At 68.1% G+C, this 23603-nt stretch carries 25 protein-coding genes; 12 read left to right on the plus strand and 13 right to left on the minus strand.

Features of this window, described 5'->3' with window-relative positions; translation table 11 throughout:
* Window positions 1-73 precede the first annotated feature (73 nt).
* Genes EYS42_RS09585 through EYS42_RS09600 form a run of 4 tightly spaced genes read right to left on the minus strand, consistent with a single transcriptional unit; the run spans window position 74 to window position 2712 of the window.
* Entirely contained in the window at window positions 74-745 is a 672-nt protein-coding gene (locus tag EYS42_RS09585) for an alpha/beta hydrolase (RefSeq protein ID WP_130967926.1), read from the minus strand.
* Between the two features lie 16 nt (window positions 746-761).
* Complete coding sequence (locus EYS42_RS09590; RefSeq protein WP_130967927.1) at window positions 762-1088, minus strand: (2Fe-2S) ferredoxin domain-containing protein; 327 nt, start codon at window positions 1086-1088, stop codon at window positions 762-764.
* A 9-nt stretch (window positions 1089-1097) separates the two neighbouring features.
* The gene (locus tag EYS42_RS09595; RefSeq protein WP_130967928.1) at window positions 1098-2246 is read right to left on the minus strand and encodes a VanZ family protein; all 1149 of its coding nucleotides are present in this window, start codon (window positions 2244-2246) and stop codon (window positions 1098-1100) included.
* A gap of 37 nt (window positions 2247-2283) precedes the next feature.
* Window positions 2284-2712 carry a CopD family protein gene (locus tag EYS42_RS09600; RefSeq protein WP_130967929.1) on the minus strand — a complete coding sequence of 143 codons (429 nt, stop codon included), beginning with the start codon at window positions 2710-2712 and terminating at the stop codon, window positions 2284-2286.
* A 293-nt stretch (window positions 2713-3005) separates the two neighbouring features.
* Between EYS42_RS09600 and hemB the strand changes: the two genes are divergently transcribed.
* Both hemB and EYS42_RS09610 read left to right on the plus strand, forming a co-directional pair.
* Entirely contained in the window at window positions 3006-4010 is a 1005-nt protein-coding gene (hemB, locus tag EYS42_RS09605; protein WP_130967930.1) for a porphobilinogen synthase, read from the plus strand.
* Window positions 4011-4060: 50 nt separating this feature from the next.
* Window positions 4061-5266, plus strand: a complete 1206-nt coding sequence (locus EYS42_RS09610; RefSeq protein ID WP_245503581.1) for a magnesium transporter CorA family protein — start codon at window positions 4061-4063, stop codon at window positions 5264-5266.
* A gap of 18 nt (window positions 5267-5284) precedes the next feature.
* Here the strand turns inward: EYS42_RS09610 and EYS42_RS09615 are convergent, their stop codons facing one another.
* Genes EYS42_RS09615 through tsaB form a run of 4 tightly spaced genes read right to left on the minus strand, consistent with a single transcriptional unit; the run spans window position 5285 to window position 8363 of the window.
* Entirely contained in the window at window positions 5285-6049 is a 765-nt protein-coding gene (locus tag EYS42_RS09615) for a superoxide dismutase (RefSeq protein WP_130967931.1), read from the minus strand.
* Between the two features lie 55 nt (window positions 6050-6104).
* A complete protein-coding gene (locus EYS42_RS09620; RefSeq protein ID WP_130968009.1) occupies window positions 6105-7016 on the minus strand; it encodes a uracil-DNA glycosylase in 912 nt (303 codons plus the stop codon).
* Between the two features lie 13 nt (window positions 7017-7029).
* On the minus strand, window positions 7030-7563 hold the full coding sequence (rimI, locus tag EYS42_RS09625) for a ribosomal protein S18-alanine N-acetyltransferase (protein ID WP_130967932.1): 534 nt from the start codon (window positions 7561-7563) through the stop codon (window positions 7030-7032).
* Complete coding sequence (gene tsaB, locus EYS42_RS09630; RefSeq protein WP_130967933.1) at window positions 7563-8363, minus strand: tRNA (adenosine(37)-N6)-threonylcarbamoyltransferase complex dimerization subunit type 1 TsaB; 801 nt, start codon at window positions 8361-8363, stop codon at window positions 7563-7565. The genes rimI and tsaB overlap by 1 nt, the downstream gene beginning before the upstream one ends.
* On the opposite strand from tsaB, the gene dacB reads away from it, so the two are divergent.
* On the plus strand, window positions 8362-9957 hold the full coding sequence (dacB, locus tag EYS42_RS09635; protein ID WP_130967934.1) for a D-alanyl-D-alanine carboxypeptidase/D-alanyl-D-alanine endopeptidase: 1596 nt from the start codon (window positions 8362-8364) through the stop codon (window positions 9955-9957). The genes tsaB and dacB overlap by 2 nt on opposite strands.
* Entirely contained in the window at window positions 9954-10250 is a 297-nt protein-coding gene (locus EYS42_RS09640; protein ID WP_207301141.1) for a SemiSWEET transporter, read from the plus strand. Before dacB ends, EYS42_RS09640 begins: the two co-directional genes overlap by 4 nt.
* Window positions 10251-10274: 24 nt before the next feature.
* On the opposite strand, the gene EYS42_RS09645 is transcribed toward EYS42_RS09640, so the two are convergent.
* The 4 genes from EYS42_RS09645 to purE all read right to left on the minus strand — a co-directional run bounded on the left by EYS42_RS09645 (window position 10275) and on the right by purE (window position 14303).
* Window positions 10275-11477: an SGNH/GDSL hydrolase family protein gene (locus EYS42_RS09645; protein WP_130967935.1), complete on the minus strand. Its 1203-nt coding sequence runs from the start codon at window positions 11475-11477 to the stop codon at window positions 10275-10277.
* 126 nt (window positions 11478-11603) lie between these two features.
* Entirely contained in the window at window positions 11604-12644 is a 1041-nt protein-coding gene (locus tag EYS42_RS09650; protein WP_130967936.1) for an L-threonylcarbamoyladenylate synthase, read from the minus strand.
* Window positions 12645-12660: 16 nt separating this feature from the next.
* Window positions 12661-13827, minus strand: a complete 1167-nt coding sequence (locus EYS42_RS09655; RefSeq protein WP_207301142.1) for a 5-(carboxyamino)imidazole ribonucleotide synthase — start codon at window positions 13825-13827, stop codon at window positions 12661-12663.
* Window positions 13827-14303 carry a 5-(carboxyamino)imidazole ribonucleotide mutase gene (gene purE / locus EYS42_RS09660; protein ID WP_130968011.1) on the minus strand — a complete coding sequence of 159 codons (477 nt, stop codon included), beginning with the start codon at window positions 14301-14303 and terminating at the stop codon, window positions 13827-13829. Before purE ends, EYS42_RS09655 begins: the two co-directional genes overlap by 1 nt.
* 73 nt (window positions 14304-14376) lie before the next feature.
* On the opposite strand from purE, the gene EYS42_RS09665 reads away from it, so the two are divergent.
* The 6 genes from EYS42_RS09665 (at window position 14377) to EYS42_RS09690 (ending at window position 20886) form a co-directional block, all read left to right on the plus strand.
* Complete coding sequence (locus EYS42_RS09665) at window positions 14377-15387, plus strand: tetratricopeptide repeat protein (protein WP_130967938.1); 1011 nt, start codon at window positions 14377-14379, stop codon at window positions 15385-15387.
* Window positions 15388-15467: 80 nt separating this feature from the next.
* Window positions 15468-16064, plus strand: a complete 597-nt coding sequence (locus EYS42_RS09670) for a discoidin domain-containing protein (RefSeq protein WP_130967939.1) — start codon at window positions 15468-15470, stop codon at window positions 16062-16064.
* Between the two features lie 123 nt (window positions 16065-16187).
* Window positions 16188-17045, plus strand: a complete 858-nt coding sequence (locus EYS42_RS09675; RefSeq protein ID WP_130967940.1) for a sulfurtransferase — start codon at window positions 16188-16190, stop codon at window positions 17043-17045.
* Window positions 17046-17193: 148 nt separating this feature from the next.
* Window positions 17194-18048, plus strand: coding sequence for an alpha/beta hydrolase family protein (locus EYS42_RS09680; protein WP_130967941.1), 855 nt, complete (start codon window positions 17194-17196; stop codon window positions 18046-18048).
* Between the two features lie 112 nt (window positions 18049-18160).
* Window positions 18161-19000 (plus strand): carbon-nitrogen hydrolase family protein, encoded by an 840-nt coding sequence (locus EYS42_RS09685; RefSeq protein ID WP_130967942.1) that lies wholly within the window; start codon window positions 18161-18163, stop codon window positions 18998-19000.
* Between the two features lie 209 nt (window positions 19001-19209).
* Window positions 19210-20886, plus strand: coding sequence for an outer membrane protein assembly factor BamB family protein (locus EYS42_RS09690; RefSeq protein WP_165456705.1), 1677 nt, complete (start codon window positions 19210-19212; stop codon window positions 20884-20886).
* Between the two features lie 13 nt (window positions 20887-20899).
* Here the strand turns inward: EYS42_RS09690 and EYS42_RS09695 are convergent, their stop codons facing one another.
* Complete coding sequence (locus EYS42_RS09695) at window positions 20900-21265, minus strand: hypothetical protein (protein WP_130967944.1); 366 nt, start codon at window positions 21263-21265, stop codon at window positions 20900-20902.
* A gap of 205 nt (window positions 21266-21470) precedes the next feature.
* Between EYS42_RS09695 and EYS42_RS09700 the strand changes: the two genes are divergently transcribed.
* Together EYS42_RS09700 and EYS42_RS09705 are read left to right on the plus strand one after the other, a co-directional pair.
* Window positions 21471-21938: a cache domain-containing protein gene (locus EYS42_RS09700; RefSeq protein WP_130967945.1), complete on the plus strand. Its 468-nt coding sequence runs from the start codon at window positions 21471-21473 to the stop codon at window positions 21936-21938.
* 85 nt (window positions 21939-22023) lie between these two features.
* Window positions 22024-23601 (plus strand): methyl-accepting chemotaxis protein, encoded by a 1578-nt coding sequence (locus EYS42_RS09705; protein ID WP_130967946.1) that lies wholly within the window; start codon window positions 22024-22026, stop codon window positions 23599-23601.
* Window positions 23602-23603: the final 2 nt, after the last annotated feature.

The raw sequence follows: 23603 nt of genomic DNA on the forward strand, positions 1-23603 counted from the left end.
AGGAACTCAAGCCCCGCACGCCGGTGCGGAGGTAAAGAAATGCCAAGGCACGTTGCGAACGCCGGCACCCCGCTCAGGGCGACACCGGCCGGCGGGCGGCCAGGTGCTGACGAACCACGTGGCGCACGGTGTGCAGCTGACCATGGAAAAAATGACCCGCGCCAGGCAGCACGGTCAGGGGCAGGCTCTGGGGCCGGGCCCAATCGAGGATGTCGGCCAAGGGCACCACGTCGTCTGACTCGCCTTGCAGCACCAGCGTGTCGGCCGGCACATGGGGCACACCGTAGCGCACCGCAGGGCTCACCAGCACCAGGGCGTGCAGGCCCTGGCCCTGCGCGGCCAGGCGCTCGGCCGCCACCGCGGCACACCGCCCGCCGAACGAGAAACCCGCCAGGGCCACCGGCAGGGTGCGCCAGGCCGGGTCCATGCGGTGGTGGGCCAGCACGGCCAGCAGGTCGTCGACCTCGCCACGGCCTTCGTCCCAGGCCCCCTCGGACCGGCCCACGCCACGGAAGTTGAACCGAACGGTCACCCAACCTTCCATCACGAAGGCCCGCACCAGGGTGTGAACCACCTTGTTGTCCATGGTGCCGCCCATCAAGGGGTGCGGGTGGGCCACCACCACCAGGCCGCGCGGGGGCTCGACGCCCTCCGAAGCTGCAGCGGCGGCATCCGGGCCTTCGACCACCACTTCGAGGGCGCCCGCGGGCCCCTCGATCAGCTCGGAAGCAGGTCGTCCGATCATGCGCGCACCTGCCCCCTCAGCGGCCGATGCAGGGCGACAGCACGAGGCGATCGACCACCTCGCCCTTGGCCAGGTGCTTGTCGACGATCTCGTCGATGTCGGCCTGGTCGACAAAGGTGTACCAGGTGCCTTCGGGGTAAACCACAGCCACCGGGCCTCCGGCACAGCGGTCCAGGCACCCGGCCTTGTTCACACGCACCTTGCCCTGGCCGGCCAGACCGGCCTCTTTCACGCGCTGCTTGCAATGGTCGAAGCCCGCCTTGGCACCGTGCAGGGCGCAGCAATCTTCGCCGTTGGGGCGTTCATTGAGGCAGAAAAAAATGTGGCGCTCGTAATAGCTCATGGGTGCATTCTAGGAGTGGGTGGGGGTGTCGAGGGCGCGGGAAGCCGCACGGCCCAGCAGCCAGACAAAGGCCGCATAGGGCCACAGCAGGCCGAACCACCTCGACAAACCGTGAAAACGCACGAAGCGCCCATGCTCCCATGCCTGCAGGGTGAGCGCATGGTAGGGGTCTTGCGGCAGGCCATGCACGAGCACCACCAGGCCCGCCAGCACCGCCATGCCGGCCAGCGCGGCGGCGGTGCGGCTGCGATCGAGGAGCAAGGCGCCGAGCACCGAGCCGAGCAGCAGGCCCTCGACAGCCTGCACGTTCAGCCACACCAGCAGGTGCTCGGGCCCGAAGTTCAGCGCGGCCGACAAGCTGGAGCCCAGCACGGCCATGGCCACGGCGCCGGCCAGCAGCACCAGGCGCAGCCCCATGGGACGCGCCACGGCGCAGGCCAGGCACATGGGTGCCAGCACGCCCAGGGCCACGATCAGCACATCCCGCAGGGGCTGCCACCAGGGCGCCGGCAGGGTCATGGCCAGCGGCAGGAACACCGACAAAGGGTCGGCCTCGGGCACCAGCCAGTGCTGCCAGGGGGTGTCGGCCAGCACATCGACCAGCCACAGCTTCAGGGGTGGCCACAATTGGCCCTGCGCCAATGGCAAAGGCGGCGGGAACAGCAGGCCCAGGGGCCACATCCACAGCAAGGCCAGCCCCCAGCCCGCCTGAGGGATGAACCAGCGCTCACGCAGGCGGTGCCAAACGTCGACCAGGCCGAGGGCATGCAGGGTGATGGCGGCCATCACGCCCCATGCTGCACCCAAGGTGTTGAGCGTCCAGTCAGAGATGGATGGGGTGCGCGTGGGCAGCATGAACTGCGCGAGCTCCAGTCCGTAGGACAAGGCCGAACAACCCAGCAGGGCCCCCACGGCCGCCAGGCCCACATGCCAGCCACTGCGCAGCAAGGCCAGGCACATGATGGCGCCCAGGGGCATGTAGCCCAGCAGGTTCTCGACCAGGTCCTTGGTCTGCTCGGAGGGCAGCTTGGGCAGGGCCCAGCCGAACACCCCCGGAGATGGCCAGACAAAGCCCGACAGGGGGTACAGCGTGGCGTACACCACCAAGGCCACGGCGATCCAGGTCAGGGGCCAGGCCGCACTGCGGTAAAGGGACATGCGGAAAGCCTTGGGCGGCAGGCGCGGGCAGGCCGCGTCAGAAAGGCTTGACGACCACCAGGATCACGATGGCGGCAAACAGCAGCACCGCCACCTCGTTGAACACCCGGAACCACACATGGCTCTTGGTGTTGGAGAAGTCTTCAAAGCGACGCAGGCGGGCCTTGCACACATGGTGGTACCCGATGGCGCCCACCACCAGGGCCAGCTTGGCGTGCATCCAGCCATTGCCCGGGCCGCGGCCAATGCCGTAATGCAGCCACAGGATCAGCCCCAGCACCAGGGCCACGCCCATCAGGATGCTGGTGAAGCGGTACAGTTTGCGGGCCATGAGCAACAGGCGCTCGCGCTCGGCATGGCTGTCCTTGGGCACCTCGGCCAGGTTCACGAAGATCCGGGGCAGGTAGAACAGGCCTGCAAACCAGCTGGCCACGAAGATGATGTGGAGGGCTTTGATCCAGAGCATGGAGGCATTATGCGGCGCCGCAACAAGCAGCCACCGGCCAGCCAAGGGCTGATTCTGGAAAAAAAAGAGCCCCGGCTGAATGCCGGGGCTGTGAAGCCTTAGCGCTGTCATCACGGTAAGGCACCTGCTCAGGGAGGAAAAGCAGGGGATGAGGCCTTGCGGCGTATCATCCGGGATCAATTATAGACCGGTTCGCCGAACATGCGAAGTCGAGATGTCCGAAATCGCACATTTCTCATCGTTTTGTCATGAAGACCGGGCCCCGCTGACGCCCCTGCCACGCACCGCACGCCATGTCCTTCCTGCAGCACTTCCCGCACCACCGCCCCCGCCGCCTGCGCAAAGACGAGTTCACACGCCGCCTGGTGCGTGAGCATGCGCTCACATCAGCGGATCTGATCTACCCGGTGTTCGTGCTGGACCAGGCCGAGGGTACGCAAGACATCCCCTCGATGCCAGGGGTGAAGCGCCTGGGCCGTTCGGCCCTGTTCGAGGCAGCCGAACAGTGCGTGGCCCTGGGTATTCCGGTCATGGCGCTGTTCCCTGTGATCGACCCCAGCCTGAAAACCCCCGACGGCCAGGAAGCGCTGAACCCCGAGGGGCTGGTGCCGCGCACCGTGCGCGAGCTGAAAAGCCGCTTCCCTGGGCTCGGTGTGATGACCGATGTGGCGCTCGACCCCTTCACCAGCCATGGGCAGGACGGCCTGCTCGATGACACCGGCTACATCCTGAACGACGAGACCGTGGCCGTGCTGACCCGCCAGGCCCTGGTGCAGGCCGAAGCCGGCGTGGACATCGTGGCCCCCTCCGACATGATGGACGGCCGGATCGGCGCCATCCGCCAGGCGCTGGAATCGCAGGGCCTGATCCACACCCGCATCATGGCCTACAGCGCCAAGTACGCCAGCGCCTTCTACGGGCCCTTCCGCGACGCGGTGGGCAGCAAGGGCAACCTGGGCAAGGCCGACAAGAAGGTCTACCAGATGGACCCGGCCAACAGCGACGAGGCCCTGCGCGAGGTGGGCCTGGACATCGCCGAGGGGGCCGACATGGTCATGGTCAAGCCCGGCATGCCCTACCTGGACATCGTGCGCCGCGTGAAGGACGAGTTCCACGTGCCGACCTTCGCCTACCAGGTCAGCGGTGAATACGCCATGCTCAAGGCCGCCGCCGCCAATGGCTGGCTGGACCACGACGCCGTGATGATGGAAAGCCTGCTGGCCTTCAAGCGTGCGGGCGCCGACGGCGTGCTGACCTACTTCGCACTGGAAGCCGCTCGCCAGCTGCAGGCACGTTAAGCTCCCCAGCATCCGCGTCTCGTCGATCACCTGCCCCTCCTGGGAGTGCCGTGCGTTTTTTCTGGATCCATGACGGTTTCACCGAACTGCCTGAGTGGCCCACCCACCTGCAGGGGCCGGGCTTTCTGTGGGTGACCTCCGGCAGGCGCGAGTTCGAGGTGCAGCTGGCCGACATCCAGGGGCAGCTGCAGCGTCTGACCGGCGGCAACCTGGTCGACCTGCACGTGTCCGACCTGCTGAACCCGCAGCTGCCCTCGCAGTACGACTACACCTCGTGGTATGACCTGCTGGTGTTCCGCCGCCTGGCCGCACGGCCGGGCACCGAGCGCATGTTCCTGGATGAAGAGCACGGCACGGCCAGTTCGGCCCGCCAGGCCCTGGCCAGCATCGACACCAGCCCCGTGGGCTTCGCGCTGTTCGACAAGCTGCTGCTGACCGTGCACCCCACCGATTGCTCGGTGCGTGACTTCTTCGTGCAGCGCTTCAGCCAGATCGGCGCGATGCAGAGCCGCTCGGAACACGACCCGCGCCCTGAGCCGCTGCTGAACCCCGCACCGGACGAAGACGCCCACCTGGGCGCCGATCCGGCCCTGCAAGGCCTGAACGACCACGGCGGGGGCCATGGGCGCGGCACGGGCAGCCGCATGCCGGCCAGCCCAGCCGACCTGATGCTGCGGGTGGTCAACCACATGGTCGACAGCTACCTCGACCTGCGCCGACTGCTGACCCGCCAGTTCGGCTACCTGCAGCACGAGCTGCTGTCGGCACGCAACCGATTCACCAGCTGGCAGGCCCTGCTGGAATCGCGCAACGCCCTGCACCTGCTGGAAGACACCTGCGAAGACCAGCGCAGTGCCGTGCAGGAATGGATCGACGCCCTCGACGAATGGCCCATGCCCGAGGACCGCGGCGCAGCCCGCGAGCGCGAGCTGCTGAGGGTGCGCTCTCGCGACGTGCACGAGCACATCGAACGGGTGCTGACCCATGTGCGCCGCCTGGAGGCCTCGGCCGAAAGCGCCGTGCAGATGCACTTCTCGCTGCAGGGCAGCCGCACCAACGACATCATGAAGACGCTGACGGTGCTGACGGCCGTGTTCCTGCCGCTGAACCTGATCACCGGGGTGTTCGGCATGAACTTCGACTTCCTGCCCCTGATCCACACCTCGGCCGGCTTCTGGGTGGCCCTGGGCCTGATGGGCCTGGTGGTGGTCGGCCTGCTGTGGTGGTTCAGGCGGCAGCGCTACCTGGGTGACTGAGTCACGCCACGCGGGCATTCAGCCCAGGTTGTCCTGCACGAAACCCCAGTTCACCAGCTTGTCGGTCACGGCATGGATGTGGTCGACGCGGCGGTTCTGGTAGTCGAGGTAGTAGGCGTGCTCCCAGACATCCAGGGCCAGCAAAGGCCTGGCACCCACGGTCAGAGGGCTGTCGCCACCACCGGTGCGGGTGACCCTCAACTGGCCATCTTGCAGCACCAGCCAGACCCAGCCGCTGCCGAACTGGGCCGCAGCGGCTTTGGCCAGCTCCTGCCGAAGCGCATCGACCGAGCCAAACGACTGCTCGATCTTCTGCTTCAGGGCGGCAGGCGGCACCCCGCCCCCCTTGGCCCTCAGGCCCTGCCAATAAAAGGTGTGGTTCCACACCTGACCCGCGTTGTTGAACAGGGCGGTCTTGGCAGGCTGCCCGGCCGAGCTGGTGATCAGGCTCTCCAGCGATTGCTCGGCCTGGGGCGTGTCCTGGATGAGCTTGACCAGGTTGTCGAAGTAACCCTTGTGGTGCTTGCCATAGTGAAAAGACAGGGTCTGCGCCGAGATGACCGGATCGAGCGCCTGCTCGGCAAACGGCAGAGGCGGCAGGCTCATGGCCGACGAGGCTCGCGCGGCAGAGGGCCACCAGGCGGCGCCGGTGGCCAGAGCCAGCCCGGCCGCTGAGGTGTTCACCAGGAACTGACGTCGGCCTTTGGCGCCTGTGTTGGTGGCCGTGGTGGCGGCAGGTGTGGTGGCAGGTGTGGTGGCGGCAATCGAAACGCGAGTGTGCATGGGAGGGCTCCTGTGGTGAATGGTGGCGTCATGGCGCCACCATATGCTGTCGCCACTAGGTGCCGCTGTCCATCCCACGATGTGAACTTGCGTCAGACAGCACCTCGCGCGCCAGACACAGGTCGTCCCAGGCCAGGGCCTTGTCGGCCGGGTTGCGCAGCAGATAGGCCGGGTGGTAGGTGACCACCAGCGGTACGCCTTGGAAGTCATGCACGCGACCGCGCAGCTTGCCGATGGGCTCGGCAGTTTTCAGCAGCGACTGCACGGCGAAGCGGCCCATCGCCACGATCAGGCGGGGCTGCACCAGCGCCACCTGACGCAACAGGAAAGGCTCGCACTGGGCCACTTCTTCGGGCTGGGGGTTGCGGTTGCCGGGGGGCCGGCACTTGATGACGTTGGCGATGAACACCTGCTCTTCAGGCGGCGCCTCGGCGCGGGTCAGTCCCACGGCCGTCAGCATGCGGTCGAGCAATTGGCCTGCGCGGCCCACGAAGGGCTCGCCGTGACGGTCTTCCTGCTCGCCAGGGGCTTCGCCCACCAGCATCCAGTGCGCCTGCGGATGGCCCACGCCGAACACGGTCTGCCGGCGGGAGTGACACAGGCCGCAGGCCTGGCAGCCAGACACAGCCTCGCGCAAGGCCGGCCAGTCCATGGCCTCGACGCCCACGGGGCGAGGGCCCAGCGCCAGGGCCTCAGCCGACACGGAGGGCAACACACGCGGGGCCTGGCCCCGCGCCTCGGGATCGGCCTTGGGCGGTCGACCCATGGCTGGCGAGGGTGGGGCCGCAGGCGCAAGCGCACTCGCGGGCCTCGTGCCGTGGGCCACGGGGCCCGCTGAGCCGGCCATTGCCGGTTCGGCAGACACGGTGGGCGCCACCGGCTCGCCCGGCGCCACCACCACGGGGCGCGCTTCGGCCTCATCGGCTGTGACGGGCCAGAAGTTCTGCACGCCCAGCTCGCGCAGCATGGCCAGTCGGCGATCAGTCCAGCGCGGCGTCAAGGGCCACCTCCCGCTTCATGACCACGGCGTCTTCTCGACCGCCCACAGCCGGGTAATAGTTCTTGCGCAGGCCCACCGCCAGGTACTGGTGGCGGGCATACAGCGCGCGGGCGCGCCCATTGCTCGGGCGCACTTCCAGCCAGATGGCTTCCTGACGGTGCGTGCGCGCCAGGGCCACCAGCAGGTCCAGCAGCAGGCTGGCCACGCCCTGCCCGCGCACGCGGTCGGCCACGGCGATGTTGAGCAGGTGCAGCTCGTCGACACCGAACATGACCACGCACACCCCGACCACCCCCCCATCGGGCAGGCAGGCCACCCGTGTCCAGTAGCCGCTGGCCAGCGAGGATCGGTAGTTGTCCGGCGTCCAGGCGTGGATCGGGTGCGCACAGGCCAGCTGCTCGAAGGCCACCACGGCAGGGATGTCCTCGGGCCTCATGGGGCGCAGCACCAGTTCCGCCAGCAAGGGCGACACCGATCCCGAACCCTGAGGGGCCACCCCAGACAGGGCCGCCATCAGGCACGCTCCGCCAAAGCCGCGGCCACCCGGTCGGCCGCTCGCTCTGCCGTGGTCTGGGCCACCTTGTCTCGCACGTACAAGGGCAGCGCCAGCGCCGCATCGCAAGCCAGCCCCTGGGCCCAGGCCTGCCGCGCCAGCACGGCCAGTGCGGCGCCCTCGGGTGCGGCTTCTGGCACACAGCCCACGCCGGCTGCACCCAGGGCCTGCGCCTGTTCGGGGAATGCCGCGAGCGCCGTGCCACAGGCCCACACCCGGCCGAGGCCCGTGGCATCGGGAGAAGCCGTCACATGAGCCAGCGCGGTGTCGGTCAGCCGGGCCGCAGGCCACAAGGCCGGCTGCGCCAGCGCACACCAGCCCTGCGCCGGGCGCCACCCCCAGGGCTGCGCATACACCTCGCTCATGCGGGCGTCTTGCAGCACCCACACCACGGTTGCCGGGTGGTCGCTCAACTGCGTCGCCAAAGGGGTGCAGCGCTGACGGGCCGATTCAGCCACCAGGGCCAGGGTGTCCAGCGGCAACACGGGCAGCCCCAGCCCCAGGGCCAGGCCTTGCGCCACCGAACACGCCGTGCGCAGGCCCGTGAAGGCCCCAGGCCCCCGGCCAAAGGCGATGGCCTGCAAGGCGCTGCGTGGCACACCCGCTTCGTCCAGCAAAGCCTGCACGCCAGGCAGCAGACTGGCCGAGGCCTGGGCGCCCCCGCCCAGCGCCCGCACCCAGGTGCGCTCGCCCTGACAAAGGGCGAGGTGCACGACCTCGGTGGCGGTGTCCAGGGCGATCAGGCAAGGCGTTTCAGACATGCCGCCAGTGTACCGACTGGCGGCCCACCGGCCCTTTGTGGCGCAACGCTTCCGCAGTCGCCACTATCATGCGCGCATGCTCAGCCGTCTGCCTGCCCTGCCCCCGCCTGCCTTGGTCAGTCGGGTGTTTGCGCTGGGGGTGTCCCTGGCCCTTGCGCATGGGACACAGGCACAAGCACAGGTGCCCACCGAGCACGCCTCCCGCTGGCCCAGCGCATTGGCCTCCGCCTGGCAGGCGACCGGCCTGTCCGCCCAGAGCGTGTCGGTGTGGGTGCAGGCTGTCGAGGCCGAGCAGCCCCTGCTGGCCATTGCCCCCGACAGCCCACGGCGCATGGCCTCGGTCATGAAGCTGGTGACCACCGGCGTCGCGCTTCAGACCCTGGGGCCGGCCGCCACCTGGCAGACACCGATCGGCCTGACCGGCACACTGAGCCCCGACGGCGACCTGCAGGGGTCGGTGCACATCCGGGCTTCGGGTGACCCTTCGCTGGACGGCATGCGCCTGCGCGAGGCCCTGACCCAGTGGCGCGAGCAGGGACTGCGACGCATCCGCGGTGACGTGGTGGTGGACCACAGCCTCTGGACCTTGCCGCCACATGACGCCGCAGCCTTCGACAACGCGCCCTGGAAGCCCTACAACGCCGGGGCCTCGGCCTGGCTGGTGGCCCACGGGGCGGTGACCCTGCGCTTCGAGCTGGACGGCCCCACCCGCCCCCGCGTGCGACTCAGCCCCCCGATGGACGGCGTGACGGTGATCAACCAGCTCACCTTGTCAGACGGCCCTTGTGGCAACTGGCGCGAAGGCATCCGGCTGGAGGCCCCATCGGACGTCGGCGAACGCAGTTTGCGTCTGCAAGGGCGCTACCCCACAGCGTGCCTGGCGCAGAACTGGCCGATCCGCTGGCCCTCCAGCACACCGCTCGAACACAGCGCCCGCACCTGGCTGGCCGCCTGGCAGGCCCTGGGCGGCAGCCTCGACGGACAGGTGCGCGAGGGCCCGTGGCCCCCTGGCCAGCCCGTGTGGTCCACCTGGACCTCACCGCCCTTGCACGAGGTGGTTCGCGACATCAACAAGTTCAGCAACAACGTGATGGCGCGCCAGCTCTTCCTGAGCCTGGCCACGCCGCATGGCCCGGCTCAGCCGCCGCTGGCTGGCGATGCCCTGACCGTGGCCCGCGACGTGGCCGCCCGGCACGTGCGCCTGCGCACCCAGGGCCCGGACGGGGCCAGCCCTTGTGAAGGTGAGCACCTGGTGCTGGACAACGGCGCCGGCCTGTCGCGCACCGAAGGCGCGACCGCCCGCTGCATGGGCCACTGGCTGAAGGCCCTGTGGCAGTCACCGCAAATGCCCGAATGGCTGGCGTCACTGCCGATTGCGGGCGTGGACGGCACCGCGCGCCGCATGACCGGCGCCGTGGGCCAGGCCCATCTGAAAACCGGCTCACTGGACGACGTGGTGAGCCTGGCGGGGGTGGTGCATGCCTCCCGTGGCCAGCGCTACCTGGTGGTGGCCGTCGTCAACGACCCGAAGGCCGAAAAGGCGCGCCCCGCGCTGCAGGCCCTGTTGCAATGGATTTCGCAGGACACCCCATGAGCTTGTTTGTGCCCGGCCTCAGCACCCTGGACGCCACCGTGATCGAAGGCGTCGGCAGCCTGGCGGCCATGCTGACCACCGGCTCCTTCATCCCTCAGGCCTGGCTGACGTTCCGCACGAAAGATGTCAGCGGCATCTCTCTGGGCATGTACAGCGCATTCACCACGGGCGTCGCCCTGTGGCTGCTGTACGGCATGGCCATGGGCTCGTGGCCCATCACGGTGGCCAACGCCATCACGCTGAGCCTGGCCATGGCCATTTTGCTGATGAAGCTGGTGTACGGAAAGCAATGACCGGCCCCTTGGGGGCCACGCACATCAGAACGGGTTGTTGCTGACCCGGGTGAAGGCCAGAGCACCGACTTTGGCCTGCCCCGTCGGCCCCAGCACATAGTCACTGGCCCACAGGTGGCTGTACAGCAGGGCACCCGCGACCGTCGAACTGCCGCCGACGGTTTGCGCGCCGTCGTACACACAGTCGAGCAGCGACGACGAGGCGGAACCGTCCGGCTTGAACAGGGCCGATGTGTTGCACATGGCCTGGGTGGTGTTGATGCTGCCGTAATTGGCGGGATTTTCGGCAATGTCCTTGATCAGGTCGTAAGCCTTGACCAAACCGACCTTGGTGCCGTCGTTGACCACCCCGTTGAGACCGATGAGGCCCGCATTGAAGGCTTGCGTGAGCTCGTTGACCGTGGTGTTGTAACCGGCGGCACCAGGCGCCTTGCCAAGATCCGGAACGGTCACAACCACCACACGAGCCCCTGTCGACAACAGCCCATTGATGGCCTGACCGAGGCGCTCGCCACGGGCTTTGAGCTCGGTCTTGGCGGCATCCAGCTGACTGGGCGTGACCTTGACCAGGGCCAGTTGCTCCAGCACGTCATTCTGTCCAACCCACACAGTCACCAGCACGCCCTCACGCAGTTCGCCACGGCGTGCACCGAAGGTTGCGATCACGTCGTCCACCTTGGCGCCAACCTGGGCATAGGTTTCAGCCCCGGTCTTGTCGGCTGGGCAGGCCGTGCCGTAACCCAGGTTGTAGCTGTTGGCGAGCACCTGGATCCACAAACGACCTTCCAGGCTGCAGGCCCACAAGGTGCGTTGCTGCCGCTTGTGAACCGGGCTGGTGTTGAAGGTGGTCGAGGTCTCTTCGCGGATCAACCGCAGCGCGCCGGTATCGACCGAATAAACCGGGTTTGCATAAGTTTCCGCAGACAGACTGCTCAACACGGCGTCGTTGGTCTGGTACTCACCATCGATGAAGAAGGCCTGGTCCTTGACCACATAGTTCACGCCGTATTTCTGCCCCGCCACGGTGACGCCACCGACCGTCTGGGTGCCGATGAAACTGAGCTCGTCACCGAAGGAGATCATGCGTGAAGGCGTGAAGGTCTTGACCCGATCGCCCCCACCGCAGGCACTCAAGCCCACCGTCAGAGCGGCCGCGAGGGCCACAGCCCCCAGACGGCGCACGGCGCGGGCAGACGAAACAGAGCGGCGAACAGCGGCAATCGACATGGAATCTCCAGCAAAAGGGCCTGCGGCATGCACGGGCACGGAAGGCCACGCGGGCTGCAGCAGGACAAGCCTGCAAGCATACCGCCAGATTGTGTGCTGCCTGTGAAGGCGTTCGCCGGGGCGCCCTCAGGCCGCGGCGGCCCGCAGCAGGCGGTCGCGCACGCCGTCCCAGGCCGATTCGTCGGGCGGCGTTTCCACCCAGATTTCTTCGATGCCCAGGGCGTCCATGTCGCGCAGGTCGGCGAACAGGTCGTGCGCGGCCTGGGTGGCCTGCGCGGGCATGGCCTTGAAGATGACGCCTGGCTGCACGGGCCGGTGGGCCCAGGCGCTGCGCGAATAGGCGGCCACCTTGGGGATGGGGTTGTGCCAGCCGGCCAGCACCGGGATCAGGCCGTCGAGCGCCTTGAGCAAGGCGGCTTCGGGCATCAGGCGCACTTTGGCGCGCGGCGCGTAGTGGGCCAGCAGGGTGCCCGAGGCCCGGGGCGCGGTCGGGTCCGGGGCTTCGGGGCGCGACCAGCCGATGGGCTCGCCGGCCACCACCTCCAGCTCGTCGCGGGTCAGGCGGCCGGGACGCAGCAGCACCGGGTGACCGCGGCTGCAATCGACGATGGCCGATTCGATGCCCACCTGGCAGGCGCCGCCGTCGAGCACCCACAGGTCGTCGTCGACGAACTCGCCCATGACGTGGTCGGCCCGGGTGGGGCTGATGCGGCCGAATCGGTTGGCGCTCGGTGCGGCTACGCCCAGCACACCCAGCTGGGCGGCTTCACGCAACAGGGCCAGGGCCACCGGGTGGTCGGGGCAGCGCAGGCCGATGGTGTCCTGCCCGCCGGCCGAGGCCGCGGCCAGCCCAGGCTTGCGCGGCACGATCACCGTGAGCGGGCCGGGCCAGTAGCGGGCCATCAGGCGCTGGGCCACGGGCGGCAGGGCCTCGGCAAAAGCCAGGGCCGCATCGGCATGGTGCACGTGCACGATCAGGGGGTGGTTCGAAGGGCGCCCTTTGGCCGCGAAGATGCCGGCCACGGCCGCATCCTGGTCGGCACGGGCCCCCAGGCCATACACCGTCTCGGTGGGAAAGGCCACCAGGTGGCCCTCGGCCAGCCGGCGCGCGGCCTGGGCAATGGCGTGCGGGTCGGCCTGGGGGTCGAGGCGGGTGGGCTGGGCCATGGGATGTTGCCGGGGGTCAGAAAGCTTCGATGCCCAGCAGGGCAGCGGCCTTCAGTGCCACGTCACGCGCGGCTTCGGGCGTGGCGCCGGTCACGGTCAGGTGGCCCATCTTGCGGCCCTTGCGTGCGTCGGTCTTGCCGTACAGGTGCAAGTGGGTGCCGCTCAGGGTCAGCACGCCGGCCCAGTCAGGCTCGACCTGCGTGGTGCTGCCCGCCGGGAACCACAGATCACCCAGCAGGTTCAGCATCAGGCAGGGGCTGTGCAGCACGGGCTCGACCAGCGGCAGGCCGGTCATGCAGCGCACCTGCATCTCGAACTGCGACACGTCGCAGGCGTCGATGGTGTGGTGGCCGCTGTTGTGCGGGCGCGGGGCCATTTCATTGGCCACCAGGGTGCCATCGGCCAGCACGAAGAATTCGATGCACAGCACGCCCACATAGTTCAGCGAAGCGGCGATCTGGCGGGCGTTGGCCACGGCCTGCGCGGCCAGCTCGGGGGCCACACCAGGGGCCGGCGCGGTGGTCACGGCCAGGATGCCGTCGCGGTGCAGGTTGCGCTGCACGGGGAAGTTCACCACGGTGCCGTCGCGGCCGCGGGCCACGATCACGCTGACCTCGAAAGCCAGCGGCAGCATCTTTTCCAGCACGCAGGTGACCTGTTTCAGGTCGGCCCAGGCGGCGTTGAGCTCGTCACGCGTCTTCACGCGCACCTGGCCCTTGCCGTCGTAGCCCATGCGGGCGGTTTTCAAAATGCCGGGCAGCAGGCTGTCGGGCACGGCGGCCAGTTGTTCGGGCGAATCGATCACGGCGTGGGGTGCGCAGGGCACGCCGCAGCCGGTGAAGTGGGCCTTTTCACGGGCGCGGTCCTGGCACACGCTCACGGCCGCACCACTGGGCGCCACCGGGCGGGTGGCCGCCAGGGTGTCGAGCGCTTCGGCCGGCACGTTTTCGAACTCGGTGGTCACGGCCGCGGCCACGGCGCTCATGCGGGCCAGGCCGTCGGCATCGAGGTACGCCGTCTGGATGTGGGTGTGCGACACCAGGCCGGCCGGGCTGGTCGGGTCGGCATCGAGCACCGCCGTGGCGTACCCCATGCTCTGGGCCGCGTGCACGAACATGCGGCCCAGCTGGCCGCCCCCCATCACGCCCAGGGTGGCGCCGGGCAGGATCACGCCTTGGCTCATCACTTGGGGTCCAGGGTCAGGTCGGCCGTCATGGCCTCGGCCGCGGCGGTCTGGCGGGCGCGGAAGGCGTCCAGCTTGTCGCGCAGGGTGGCATCACCGTTGGCCAGCATGGCCACGGCGAACAGGGCCGCGTTGGCCGCCCCCGCGGTGCCGATGGCGAAGGTGGCCACGGGCACGCCCTTGGGCATCTGCACGATGGAATGCAGGGAATCGACCCCCTGCAGGTGGCGCGAAGGCACCGGCACGCCCAGCACGGGCACCGGGGTCTTGGCGGCCAGCATGCCCGGCAGGTGGGCCGCACCGCCGGCCCCGGCGATGATGGCTTGCAGGCCACGGCCACGGGCTGTCTCGGCGTAACGGAAGAGCTCGTCGGGCATGCGGTGGGCCGAAACCACCTTCGCTTCGAAAGGCACACCGAACTCGGTCAGAATCTCGGCAGCAAGGCGCATGACGTCCCAGTCGCTGCTGGACCCCATCACGACACCAATCACGGGCGATGCGCTGTTCACGCCGCTCTCCTCAGGTACAAAACCTCGATTTTAGGCTCGCATGATCGACATCACCCTGGAAAACTTCGAATCCGACCTCATGGCCGCCTCCATGCAGGTGCCTGTGCTGCTCGACATCTGGGCCCCCTGGTGCGGCCCCTGCAAGCAGCTGGGCCCCGTGCTGGAGAAGCTGGAAGCCGAGTACGGAGGCCGTTTCCTGCTGGCCAAGCTGAACGCCGACGACGAGCCCCAGATCGCGGGGCAGTTCTCGCAGATGTTCGGCGTGCGCTCGATTCCGTTCTGCGTGATGCTGGCTGGCGGGCGCCCGGTGGACGGCTTCGTGGGCGCCATTCCCGAGGCCCAGATCCGCGAGTTCCTTGACAAGTACGTGATGCCGGGCGATGGCCTGATGGCCGACGAGCCCGCGGACGACGTCGACTCGGTGGATGAAGCCGGCGCCGACGGTGCCGACCCGGCACTGGCCAAACTGCTGGAGGCCATCGACCGCGACCCGTCAACCGACGAGCCCCGCTTCGAGCTGGTCAAGCTGCTGCTGGAGCGCGGGCAGGTCGAAGCCGCCCAGGCCATCTTCGAGCCCATCGCCGCCAAGGGCACAGGCCCGGTGCCCGACCGGCGTGTGCAGGCCTTCGGCATGTACATCGAGGCCGCCGTGGTGGCCCCGAGCGCCCGCAGCGCGGCCGAACTCGACGCGGCCATTGCCGCCAACCGCCGCGATTTCGACGCCCGCTTCGAGCTGGCCCAGACCCATTTCGGCGCCGGCCGCTTCACCCACGCCATGGACGCCCTGCTGGAAATCATCATGCGCGACAAGGCCTGGTCCGACGAAAAGGCCCGCAAGACCTATGTCGGCATCCTGGAAGTGATGAGCAAGCCCGTGGTGCGCGAGCCCAAGCGCGCCCCCGGTCAGCCGGGCCAGCCCGGAGGCCCCGGTGCCCCAGGCGGCGCACCGGGGCAGCCCCCGAAGCTGGAAGTGGCCGGCAAGGTCGAGGTGCAACCGGCCGACCCGGTGATCGACGCCTACCGGCGCAAGTTGAGCATGGCGATCTTCTGATCACCCCTCATTCACGGGGTGTCGCCGTGCACGGAATTTCACCAACATAATCTGATTGATTCAGACAAAACGAGGGTTTCATGGTCCGGAATTTCACCCACCTGTGCGGCCTGGTCGGCATCCTGGCGCTGAGCGCCGGTGCCCACGCAGCCACCATCACCCCGACCTCTGTGTCAGGCTCCGGCGTCTACTCGGGCGCCCTGAGCGAATTGACAGACGGCATTTACCCCGCCGATTACAGCCTTTGGAATGCGCCAGGCACCGTGTCCTGGGTTGGAACGGCCCCGACCTTCGTGTTCGACCTCGGCCAGCTCTACACGCTGAAGGACATCACGCTCACGGTCGACAACAACGACTACTACTTCCTGCAGGTGTCGACCAACGGCTCGCAGTGGAATGCGTTGACCACAGTGCTGGCCTTTGATGGCCCCGTGACCAGCGGCATGGACACCTTCAGCAGCGAAACGGGCTCGCCCGACTACTCGGCGTTCATCGATTTCCAGCCCCAGACCGTCCGTTACGTTCGCTTGTCGGCGGTGGGTGGCGACGAACTGTATTCGGTGGGCGAGGTGTCGTTCCAAGGCGCCGCCGCCGTGCCTGAGCCACAGGCCATTGCGCTGATGCTGGCCGGTGTCGGCGTGGCCGGTGTGGCTGCCCGTCGCAAGCGCCAAAGCTGAAACTGACCAGCAGTCATTGAGGCTGCACGGGCGTCGACGCCCTGCCATGGTCCAGCCGCCTTCGGGCGGCTTTTTCATGGCCGCAACGCGCATACTCAACACCATGACCGATTCTCAAAGCCCATGCATTCGCCGCCCCTTTCGCCCCTGATTTCGGCTTCGGCCCTGCGCGCTCGCCTGAGCCGCGAAGAGGCCATCACCCTGCTGGACTGCCGTTTCAACCTGGTCGATGTGCTGGCCGGGCAGGCCGCATTCGGGCAGGGGCACATCCCGGGGGCGGTGTACGCCCACCTGGACTTCGACCTGTCGGGCCCCAAAACTGGCCAGAACGGGCGACACCCTCTGCCCACACGGGATGCCTTCGCCCAAACGCTCACACGCTGGGGCGTGCAGCCAGGCCGCACGATGGTCTGCTACGACGCGCAGGGCGGCATGTTTGCGGCGCGGGCCTGGTGGATGCTGCACTGGGCGGGGCACACCGACGTGCAGGTGCTCGATGGCGGCTGGGCCGCCTGGCAGACCTCCGCGGATGACGCCACGGCCGCCGGCGCGCCAGCCGATGCGCCCCTCCCCGACCCAGCCCTGCCCAGCATCGCTGTGGTGAGCACCGCCGATGTGCTGGCCAACCTCGAGGCCTCCGCTCCCTTCACCCTGCTCGATGCCCGCGCGCCCGATCGCTTCCGCGGTGAAAACGAAACGCTGGACCCGGTGGGCGGGCACATCCCCGGGGCTTTGAACCGCTTTTTCCAGCAGAACCTGCAGGCCGATGGCCGCTTCAAACCAGCCGCGCAATTGCGCGCCGAATTCACCCAGGCCCTGGGCACGGTGCCCGCTGAGCAGGTGGTGCACCAGTGCGGCTCGGGGGTCACTGCCTGCCACAACCTGCTGGCCATGACCGTGGCCGGCCTGCCGGGTTCGCGCCTGTACGCCGGCTCGTGGAGCGAGTGGTGCAGCGACCCGTCCCGCCCTGCAGAACGCTGATCCACGGGAAATCGAGCCCCCTCAAACGACTGCCATTCAGCGGAAACCCGAATGCCCTGAAGTGTCGCCAAACGAACAATTGCCCATCAGACAAAAAGGTCCGTCAGATGCCTGACGAGGCCAGCCCTTCTTCAACAAGGACAGACAGATGAGCAAGACCTTCCAGGCCGCACTGGCCAAAGTTTCCCTGGGCCTGAGCGCCCTGGCCCTGGCTGCCGCCGCACACGCTGTTGAAAACGGCCCCGCCCCCACCGAAACCTCGGTGACCGGCAACGGCTCGTTCGCCACCGCCAGCGCCAAGATCGCCACCCCCAACGGCTACGGCTCGGGCACCGTGTGGTACCCCACCGCCGGTTCGGGCTACGGCCTGATCGTGGTCGGCCCCGGCTTCACCGAAACCGAAAACGCCATCAACTGGTGGGGCGCCCGCCTGGCCTCGCACGGCTTCGTGGTCGTGACCGTGGGCACCAAGACCACGCTGGACCAGCCTGAAAGCCGCGGCAAGCAGTTCATGGCCGCCCTCAAGCAAGTGGTCTCGCTGGAAGCCACCGCGCCCTACAAGGGCAAGATCGACGCCTCCCGCCAGGCCGTGGCTGGCCACTCGATGGGTGGCGGCGGCACCCTGGCTGCCGCCCGCGACAACCCCAGCCTGAAGGCCGCCATCCCGCTGGCCCCGTGGCACACCCTGAAGGATTTCTCGTCGGTGAAGGTGCCCACCCTGGTCATCGCCTGCGAAAAGGACATCATCGCCCCCGTGTCGTCGCACGCCAAGCGCTTCTACGACAGCATGAACGCCGCCACGCCGCACGCGTTCGCCGAACTGGCCGGTGCCGACCACTTCTGCGTGAACAACAGCACCTCGGCCGCCAACAAGGCCACCGACACCAAGCTGGCCGTGTCCTGGCTGAAGGTGTTCATGGACAACGACCAGCGCTACCTGCCCTTCCTGAAGGAAACCAAGCCGGCCGCCAACCTGTCGCGCTACCTGACCGCCGGCTTCTGATGGCGCAGGCTGGCCCCAGGTCAGCCTCAGCCACCCGGCCCCCAAGCCCCGCCAGCCTCGTGCTGCGGGGCTTTGTTCATGGAGGATCCCGCGCAAGCGCTACGATGTGCCCATGAAAGTTGCCGCCCTGCAGATGGTCTCCACGCCCGACGTGGCCCGCAACCTGGCCACGGCCGAACGCCTGATCCGCCAGGCCGCGGCAGACGGCGCCGAGCTGGTGGCCCTGCCCGAATACTTCTGCCTGATGGGCCAGCGTGACCGCGACAAGCTGGCCATTGCCGAGCCCGACCTGGGCGACGCCCTGCCTTCGCCGAAAGCGCCCATGCAGAGCCTGCTGGCGCGCCTGGCCCGCGAACTGGGCCTGTGGCTGGTGGGCGGCACCCTGCCCCTGCACAGCCACACCCCAGAGCGCGTGTGCAACAGCGTGCTGGTGTACGCCCCGCAAGGCCAGCGGATGGCCCGTTACGACAAGATCCACCTGTTCTGCTTCGACGACGGCACCCAGCGCTACGACGAGGGCGCCACCCTGCAGGCGGGCCGCCAGCCCGTGGCCTTCACCGCCACCGACCGGCAGGGACAGCCCTGGCGCGTGGGCCTGGGCGTGTGCTACGACCTGCGCTTTCCCGAGCTGTTCCGGGCCCTGAGCCAGCCGGAGCCCTGCGACCTGTTCATCCTGCCTGCGGCCTTCACCCACACCACCGGCCAGGCCCACTGGGAAGTGCTGTTGCGTGCCCGCGCCATCGAGAACCTGGCCCATGTGCTGGCGCCGGCACAGGGGGGCCTGCACGAGAACGGCCGGCGCACCTTCGGCCACAGCCTGGCCATCGGGCCTTGGGGCGAGGTGCTGGCCGTTCAGGCCGAAGGCGAAGGTGTGGTCATGGCCACGCTGGACCGCTGCGCCCAGGCCACCCGCCGCCAGCAACTGCCCGCGCTGCAGCACCGCGTGCTCTGAGCCGGCCTGCGCGACCAGGGCGTGGCGCGCGCACCACCGCGGCTGCATCCTGGCTGTCCGCTTCAGACAGCCCACCCCATTTGCCAGGGTTTCACACATGGGCAGGCCTGTCGGGGCTCACGACACTGGGCCACACACCTCAGGAAGCGCCCATGCCTGCTCGCCACCACCCGAATCTTCTTGCGTCGCTCTGCCGGCCTTGGTGGGGCATGGCCCCGATGTCCACCGCCGTGTCCATGCTGCTCTCGCTGCTGGCGGCCGCGCTGCCCCACCCGGCCGAGGCGGCCACCGTGCGATGCACCGACACCATCGCGGCCGAGGCCCAGGTGCTCAACAACGGCTTCGGGTTCAACCCCAGCAACACTCGCCACGTGCTGACCGGTCTGCACAGCGGCAATGTGGGACGGCTTCAGCTGGCGCGCACCCACGTGGCCGTGGGCAGCCAGGAGAAAAAAGGCGTGCCCGCCGTGACCGACCAGGTGGTGTACTTCAGCGAGGGCCGCGACTTCGTGGCCGCCAACCGGCGCACCGGGTGCGAATACTGGCGCCAGAGCGCCGACAAGCGCAGCACCGCCCTGGTGGGCGGCAATGCCGTGCGCAGCTCGGCCATCTACCACCTGCCTGCGCACAACGGCCGCAAGGCCCTGGTGATGGGTGGCGACTTCTACGGCACCTTCTACGCGCTCGACGCGCAAACCGGCCAGCTGGTGTGGAAAGCCTTCCTGGGCACCGACACCAGCCGGCACTTCATCACCGGCTCACCGGTGGTGCACCAGGGCACGATGTTCGTGCCTGTGGCCACCAAGGAGGTCATCACCACCGTGCTGGACGTGCTGTCGGCCTGCTGCAGCAGCCACGGCATGCTGCAGGCACTCGACCCCTACACCGGCAAGATCAAATGGACGTACCACACCACGGCCAACGCGGTGTACGACGCCAAACTGGGCTTCAAGGGCCCCAACGGGGTGAGCCTGTGGGGCACGCCCACCATCGACGCGGCCCGCAACGCCGTGGTGATCGGCACCGCCCAGAACCTGAGCCCGCCCACCACCGCCAACTCGGATGCCGTCATTTCGCTGGACATGAGCACGGGCAAGGTGCGCTGGGTGTTCCAGGCCACCGCCAAAGACACCTGGAACGCCGCCTGCCTGATGCCCAAGGGGCTCGACGGCCACTGCGCCGTGCCGGGCGGCAAAGACCTCGACTTCGGCGCGCCGCCCATCCTGGCCACCTTGCCCGACGGCACGCAGGCCATCGTGGCCGGCAGCAAAAATGGTGTGGTCTACAGCCTGAACCCCGACACCGGGGCCCTGAACTGGCAGCAGCGGCTGGGTGTGGGCAGCACGCTGGGCGGCATCCACTGGGGCATGGCCATCGACCGGCAGCGCGTCTATGCAGCCGTCACCGACCTGTGGGTGAACAAGCTGGCCCGCTTGAACGTGAGCAACCTGATCGCCGCACCGGGCACCCTGGGCGCCGACATCCACGAAGAAGTGGGCGCCCGGCCCGGCATTTATGCGCTGGACCTGCGCACTGGCGAGCGGGTCTGGGAGCGTCACGACACGCATGAATCCGACGGTGTGCGCTACAACAGCATGTACTCGGCCGCACTGAGCGTGACCAACGACGTGCTGTTTGCCGGCAGCCTCAACGGCATCGTTCGGGCCCTGAGCACGCAAGACGGCCAGGAATTGTGGCGGGCCGACACCGCCGTGGCCACCCTCGATGTGCACGGCGTGCCTGGCCAGGGGGGCTCCATCGACTCGGCAGGGCCCGTGCCCGCCGGCACCGACCTGTATGTCAATTCGGGCTACAAGAGCTTTGGCGGCAAGAACGCCTACCAGGCCGGCGAAGGCAACACCCTGTTTGTGTTCCGACTGCCCTGAGTGCGGCCTGTGTTCAGAGCAAGGGTGGCAAGTTGTCGCCCTGGCTGCCGTCCATGCCCGGCAATTCATTGCCGAACAGGTTCAGCGCGCTGTGCTGAAACCGTGACCGGAAGGTCTTGCGGTCGATCAGCTTTTGCTGCGCCTCGGGCGGCAAGTCGGTGATGCGCAAGATGTTGCGCTCGAGCAAGGCGTCGATCAGGTCTTCCAGCACCCGCACCAGGCCGGCGTCCAGGCGGGCAAAGCCCTCCGAGGCGGCATCGGCGCGGTTGAAGAACGCCCGCACGTCGGGGTGTTCCTGCGGCAGCACCTCGGCGCCGGGCACGGCGTCCACATGGACGCTGGAGATCTGCCCCTGGGCATTGCGCAAGACGTAGAACATGCTTCCTCGACGGCAAGGTGACGAGCTTCCTTTGTAGCGGAAAGCAGTCCACAGCCCTGCGCAAAAGATCACGGACAAGACCGGTCAGTTCGGTGCTTTGTCATGGCCGCACCACCCTTCAGAGTCGGGCAGCGAGGTCGATATCCCCGAAGTACAAGGCCCCCGCGGAATGCGGCGGCTGCCCACTCACCGAAAGGAAATCTCCATGCCGATCCTGTCGCGTCGTTTGTTTGTCGCCACCCTGAGCCTGGCCGCCCTGGCCGCTGCACCTGCCGCCCAGGCGAACAGCGTGGCCACCAAGGACGAAGCCGTGGCCATGGTCAAGAAGGCCATCGCCTACGCCAAGGCCAACGGCAAGGACAAGCTGTTCGACGAGGTCAACAACAAGGCCGCCCAGTTCATCGACCGCGACCTCTACATCTACGTGGCCGATCCAGCAGGCAAAGTGCTGGCCCATGGCGCCAACGCCAAGCTGGTGGGCAGAGACCTGCAGACCCTGAAGGACGCCGATGGCAAGCCCTTCGTGCTGGACATCATCAAGATCGGCGAGAGCAACAAGCCGGGCTGGGTGGAATACCGCTGGCCCAACCCCGTCACCAAGCAGATCGACGACAAGGTCACCTATGTCGAAAAGCACGACGGTGTGATCTATTGCGCCGGCGTCTACAAGTGACCTGCCCGCTGGCCCATCAGCACGGCTGAAGGGCCCCAGGGAGGGCCGCTGCCCTGCCCTTGCCTTCCATCGCAGAAAGCCTGCCATGTCTGTGCTGACCAAATTCAAGGTGTCCCACCGCCTCGCACTGGGCTTTGGCCTGGTGTCGGCGATGTTGTCGGTCGTGTGTGCTGTGGGCGTGTTCAACGCCCAGCGGGCCAAAGGCCTGATCGAGTCGGAACTGCTGGCCTCGCAGACGCTGCAAACCGAAGCCTTGGCCATGTTGAGCGCCGTGCTGCAGCAAGACATCTCGGTGCGCAACATCGGCCTGCTGACCGACCCCAACGCCATGCAGGGGCAAGCCAACGAGGCCCGCAAGGCCAACAAGGCCGTGGGGGCCATCATCGAGCGGGTCGGGCAGCAACAACTCAATGAGCGCGACCGCGCCATGCTGGCCGAGATCCGCCAGCTCAACGACAAGAGCGTGCCGGTCACCGACGAGGCCATCGGCTTTGCCGTGTCCTACCAGCCGGAAGACGCGGTCAATGTCATCAACGGGCAGCTCGACGGGCTGTCACAGAAACGCCGCGCACTGGTCATGCAGTTCGCCGACCACCAGCGCGCCCGCACCGAGGCCGTGAGCCAGTCGCTGGTCAAAGGCGCACGCAACGCCGCCATGCTGATGCTGGGCGTGGGCCTGACCGGCCTGGTGCTGGCCGTGGCCGCCGCCATGCTGGTGGGTCGCTCGATCACGCAACCGCTGCGCGACGCCAACCACGCCGCCCGCCGCGTGGCCGAAGGCGACCTCACGGTCGACCTCAAGGCCGATTCGCGCGACGAAATCGGCGAGCTGGTGGGCGCCATGGGCGCCATGGCCGACAGCCTGCGCCGCATGATCGCCACCATGCGGCAATCGGCCGAGAACATCCACATGGCCTCGGCCGAGATCGCCAGCGGCAACCAGGACCTGTCCATCCGCACCGAGCAACAGGCCTCGTCGCTGCAATCGACCGTGTCCACCGTCACCGGCATCACCGAAACCGTGCGCCACAACGCCCTGTCGGCCCGTCAGGCCAGCGAGCTGGCCGTGAAGGCCGCCACCGTGGCCGAAGAGGGCGGCAACCGTGTCAACGAGGTGGTGCGCACCATGGACGCCATTTCCGATTCGTCGCGCAAGATCTCCGACATCGTGGGCGTGATCGACGGCATCGCCTTCCAGACCAACATCCTGGCGCTGAACGCCGCTGTGGAAGCCGCCCGCGCAGGCGAGCAGGGCCGCGGCTTTGCCGTGGTGGCCTCGGAAGTGCGCTCGCTGGCCCAACGCAGCGCCAACGCCGCCCGCGAGATCAAGACCCTGATCAGCAGCAATGTGGAGAAGGTGGAAACCGGTTCACGCCTGGTGACCGACGCCGGCAGCACCATGTCGGACATCGTGAGCTCCAGCCAGCGGGTGGCCCAGATCGTCTCCGAGATCACGCAGGCCACCACCGAGCAGGCCCAGGGCCTGGAGCTGGTGCACATGGCCATTGGCGGCATCGACCAGGCCACGCAGCAGAACGCGGCCCTGGTGGAGCAGGCCGCCGCCGCAGCCGAGAGCCTGAAGGATCAGACCCGCAGCCTCAACGACGCAGTGGCGATCTTCAAGACCGACGCCAACAGCCGGGTCGAAGCCGCGCTGTTTTGAGC

The sequence above is a fragment of the Aquabacterium lacunae genome (assembly GCF_004310865.1).
Lineage (GTDB): Bacteria > Pseudomonadota > Gammaproteobacteria > Burkholderiales > Burkholderiaceae_C > Aquabacterium > Aquabacterium lacunae.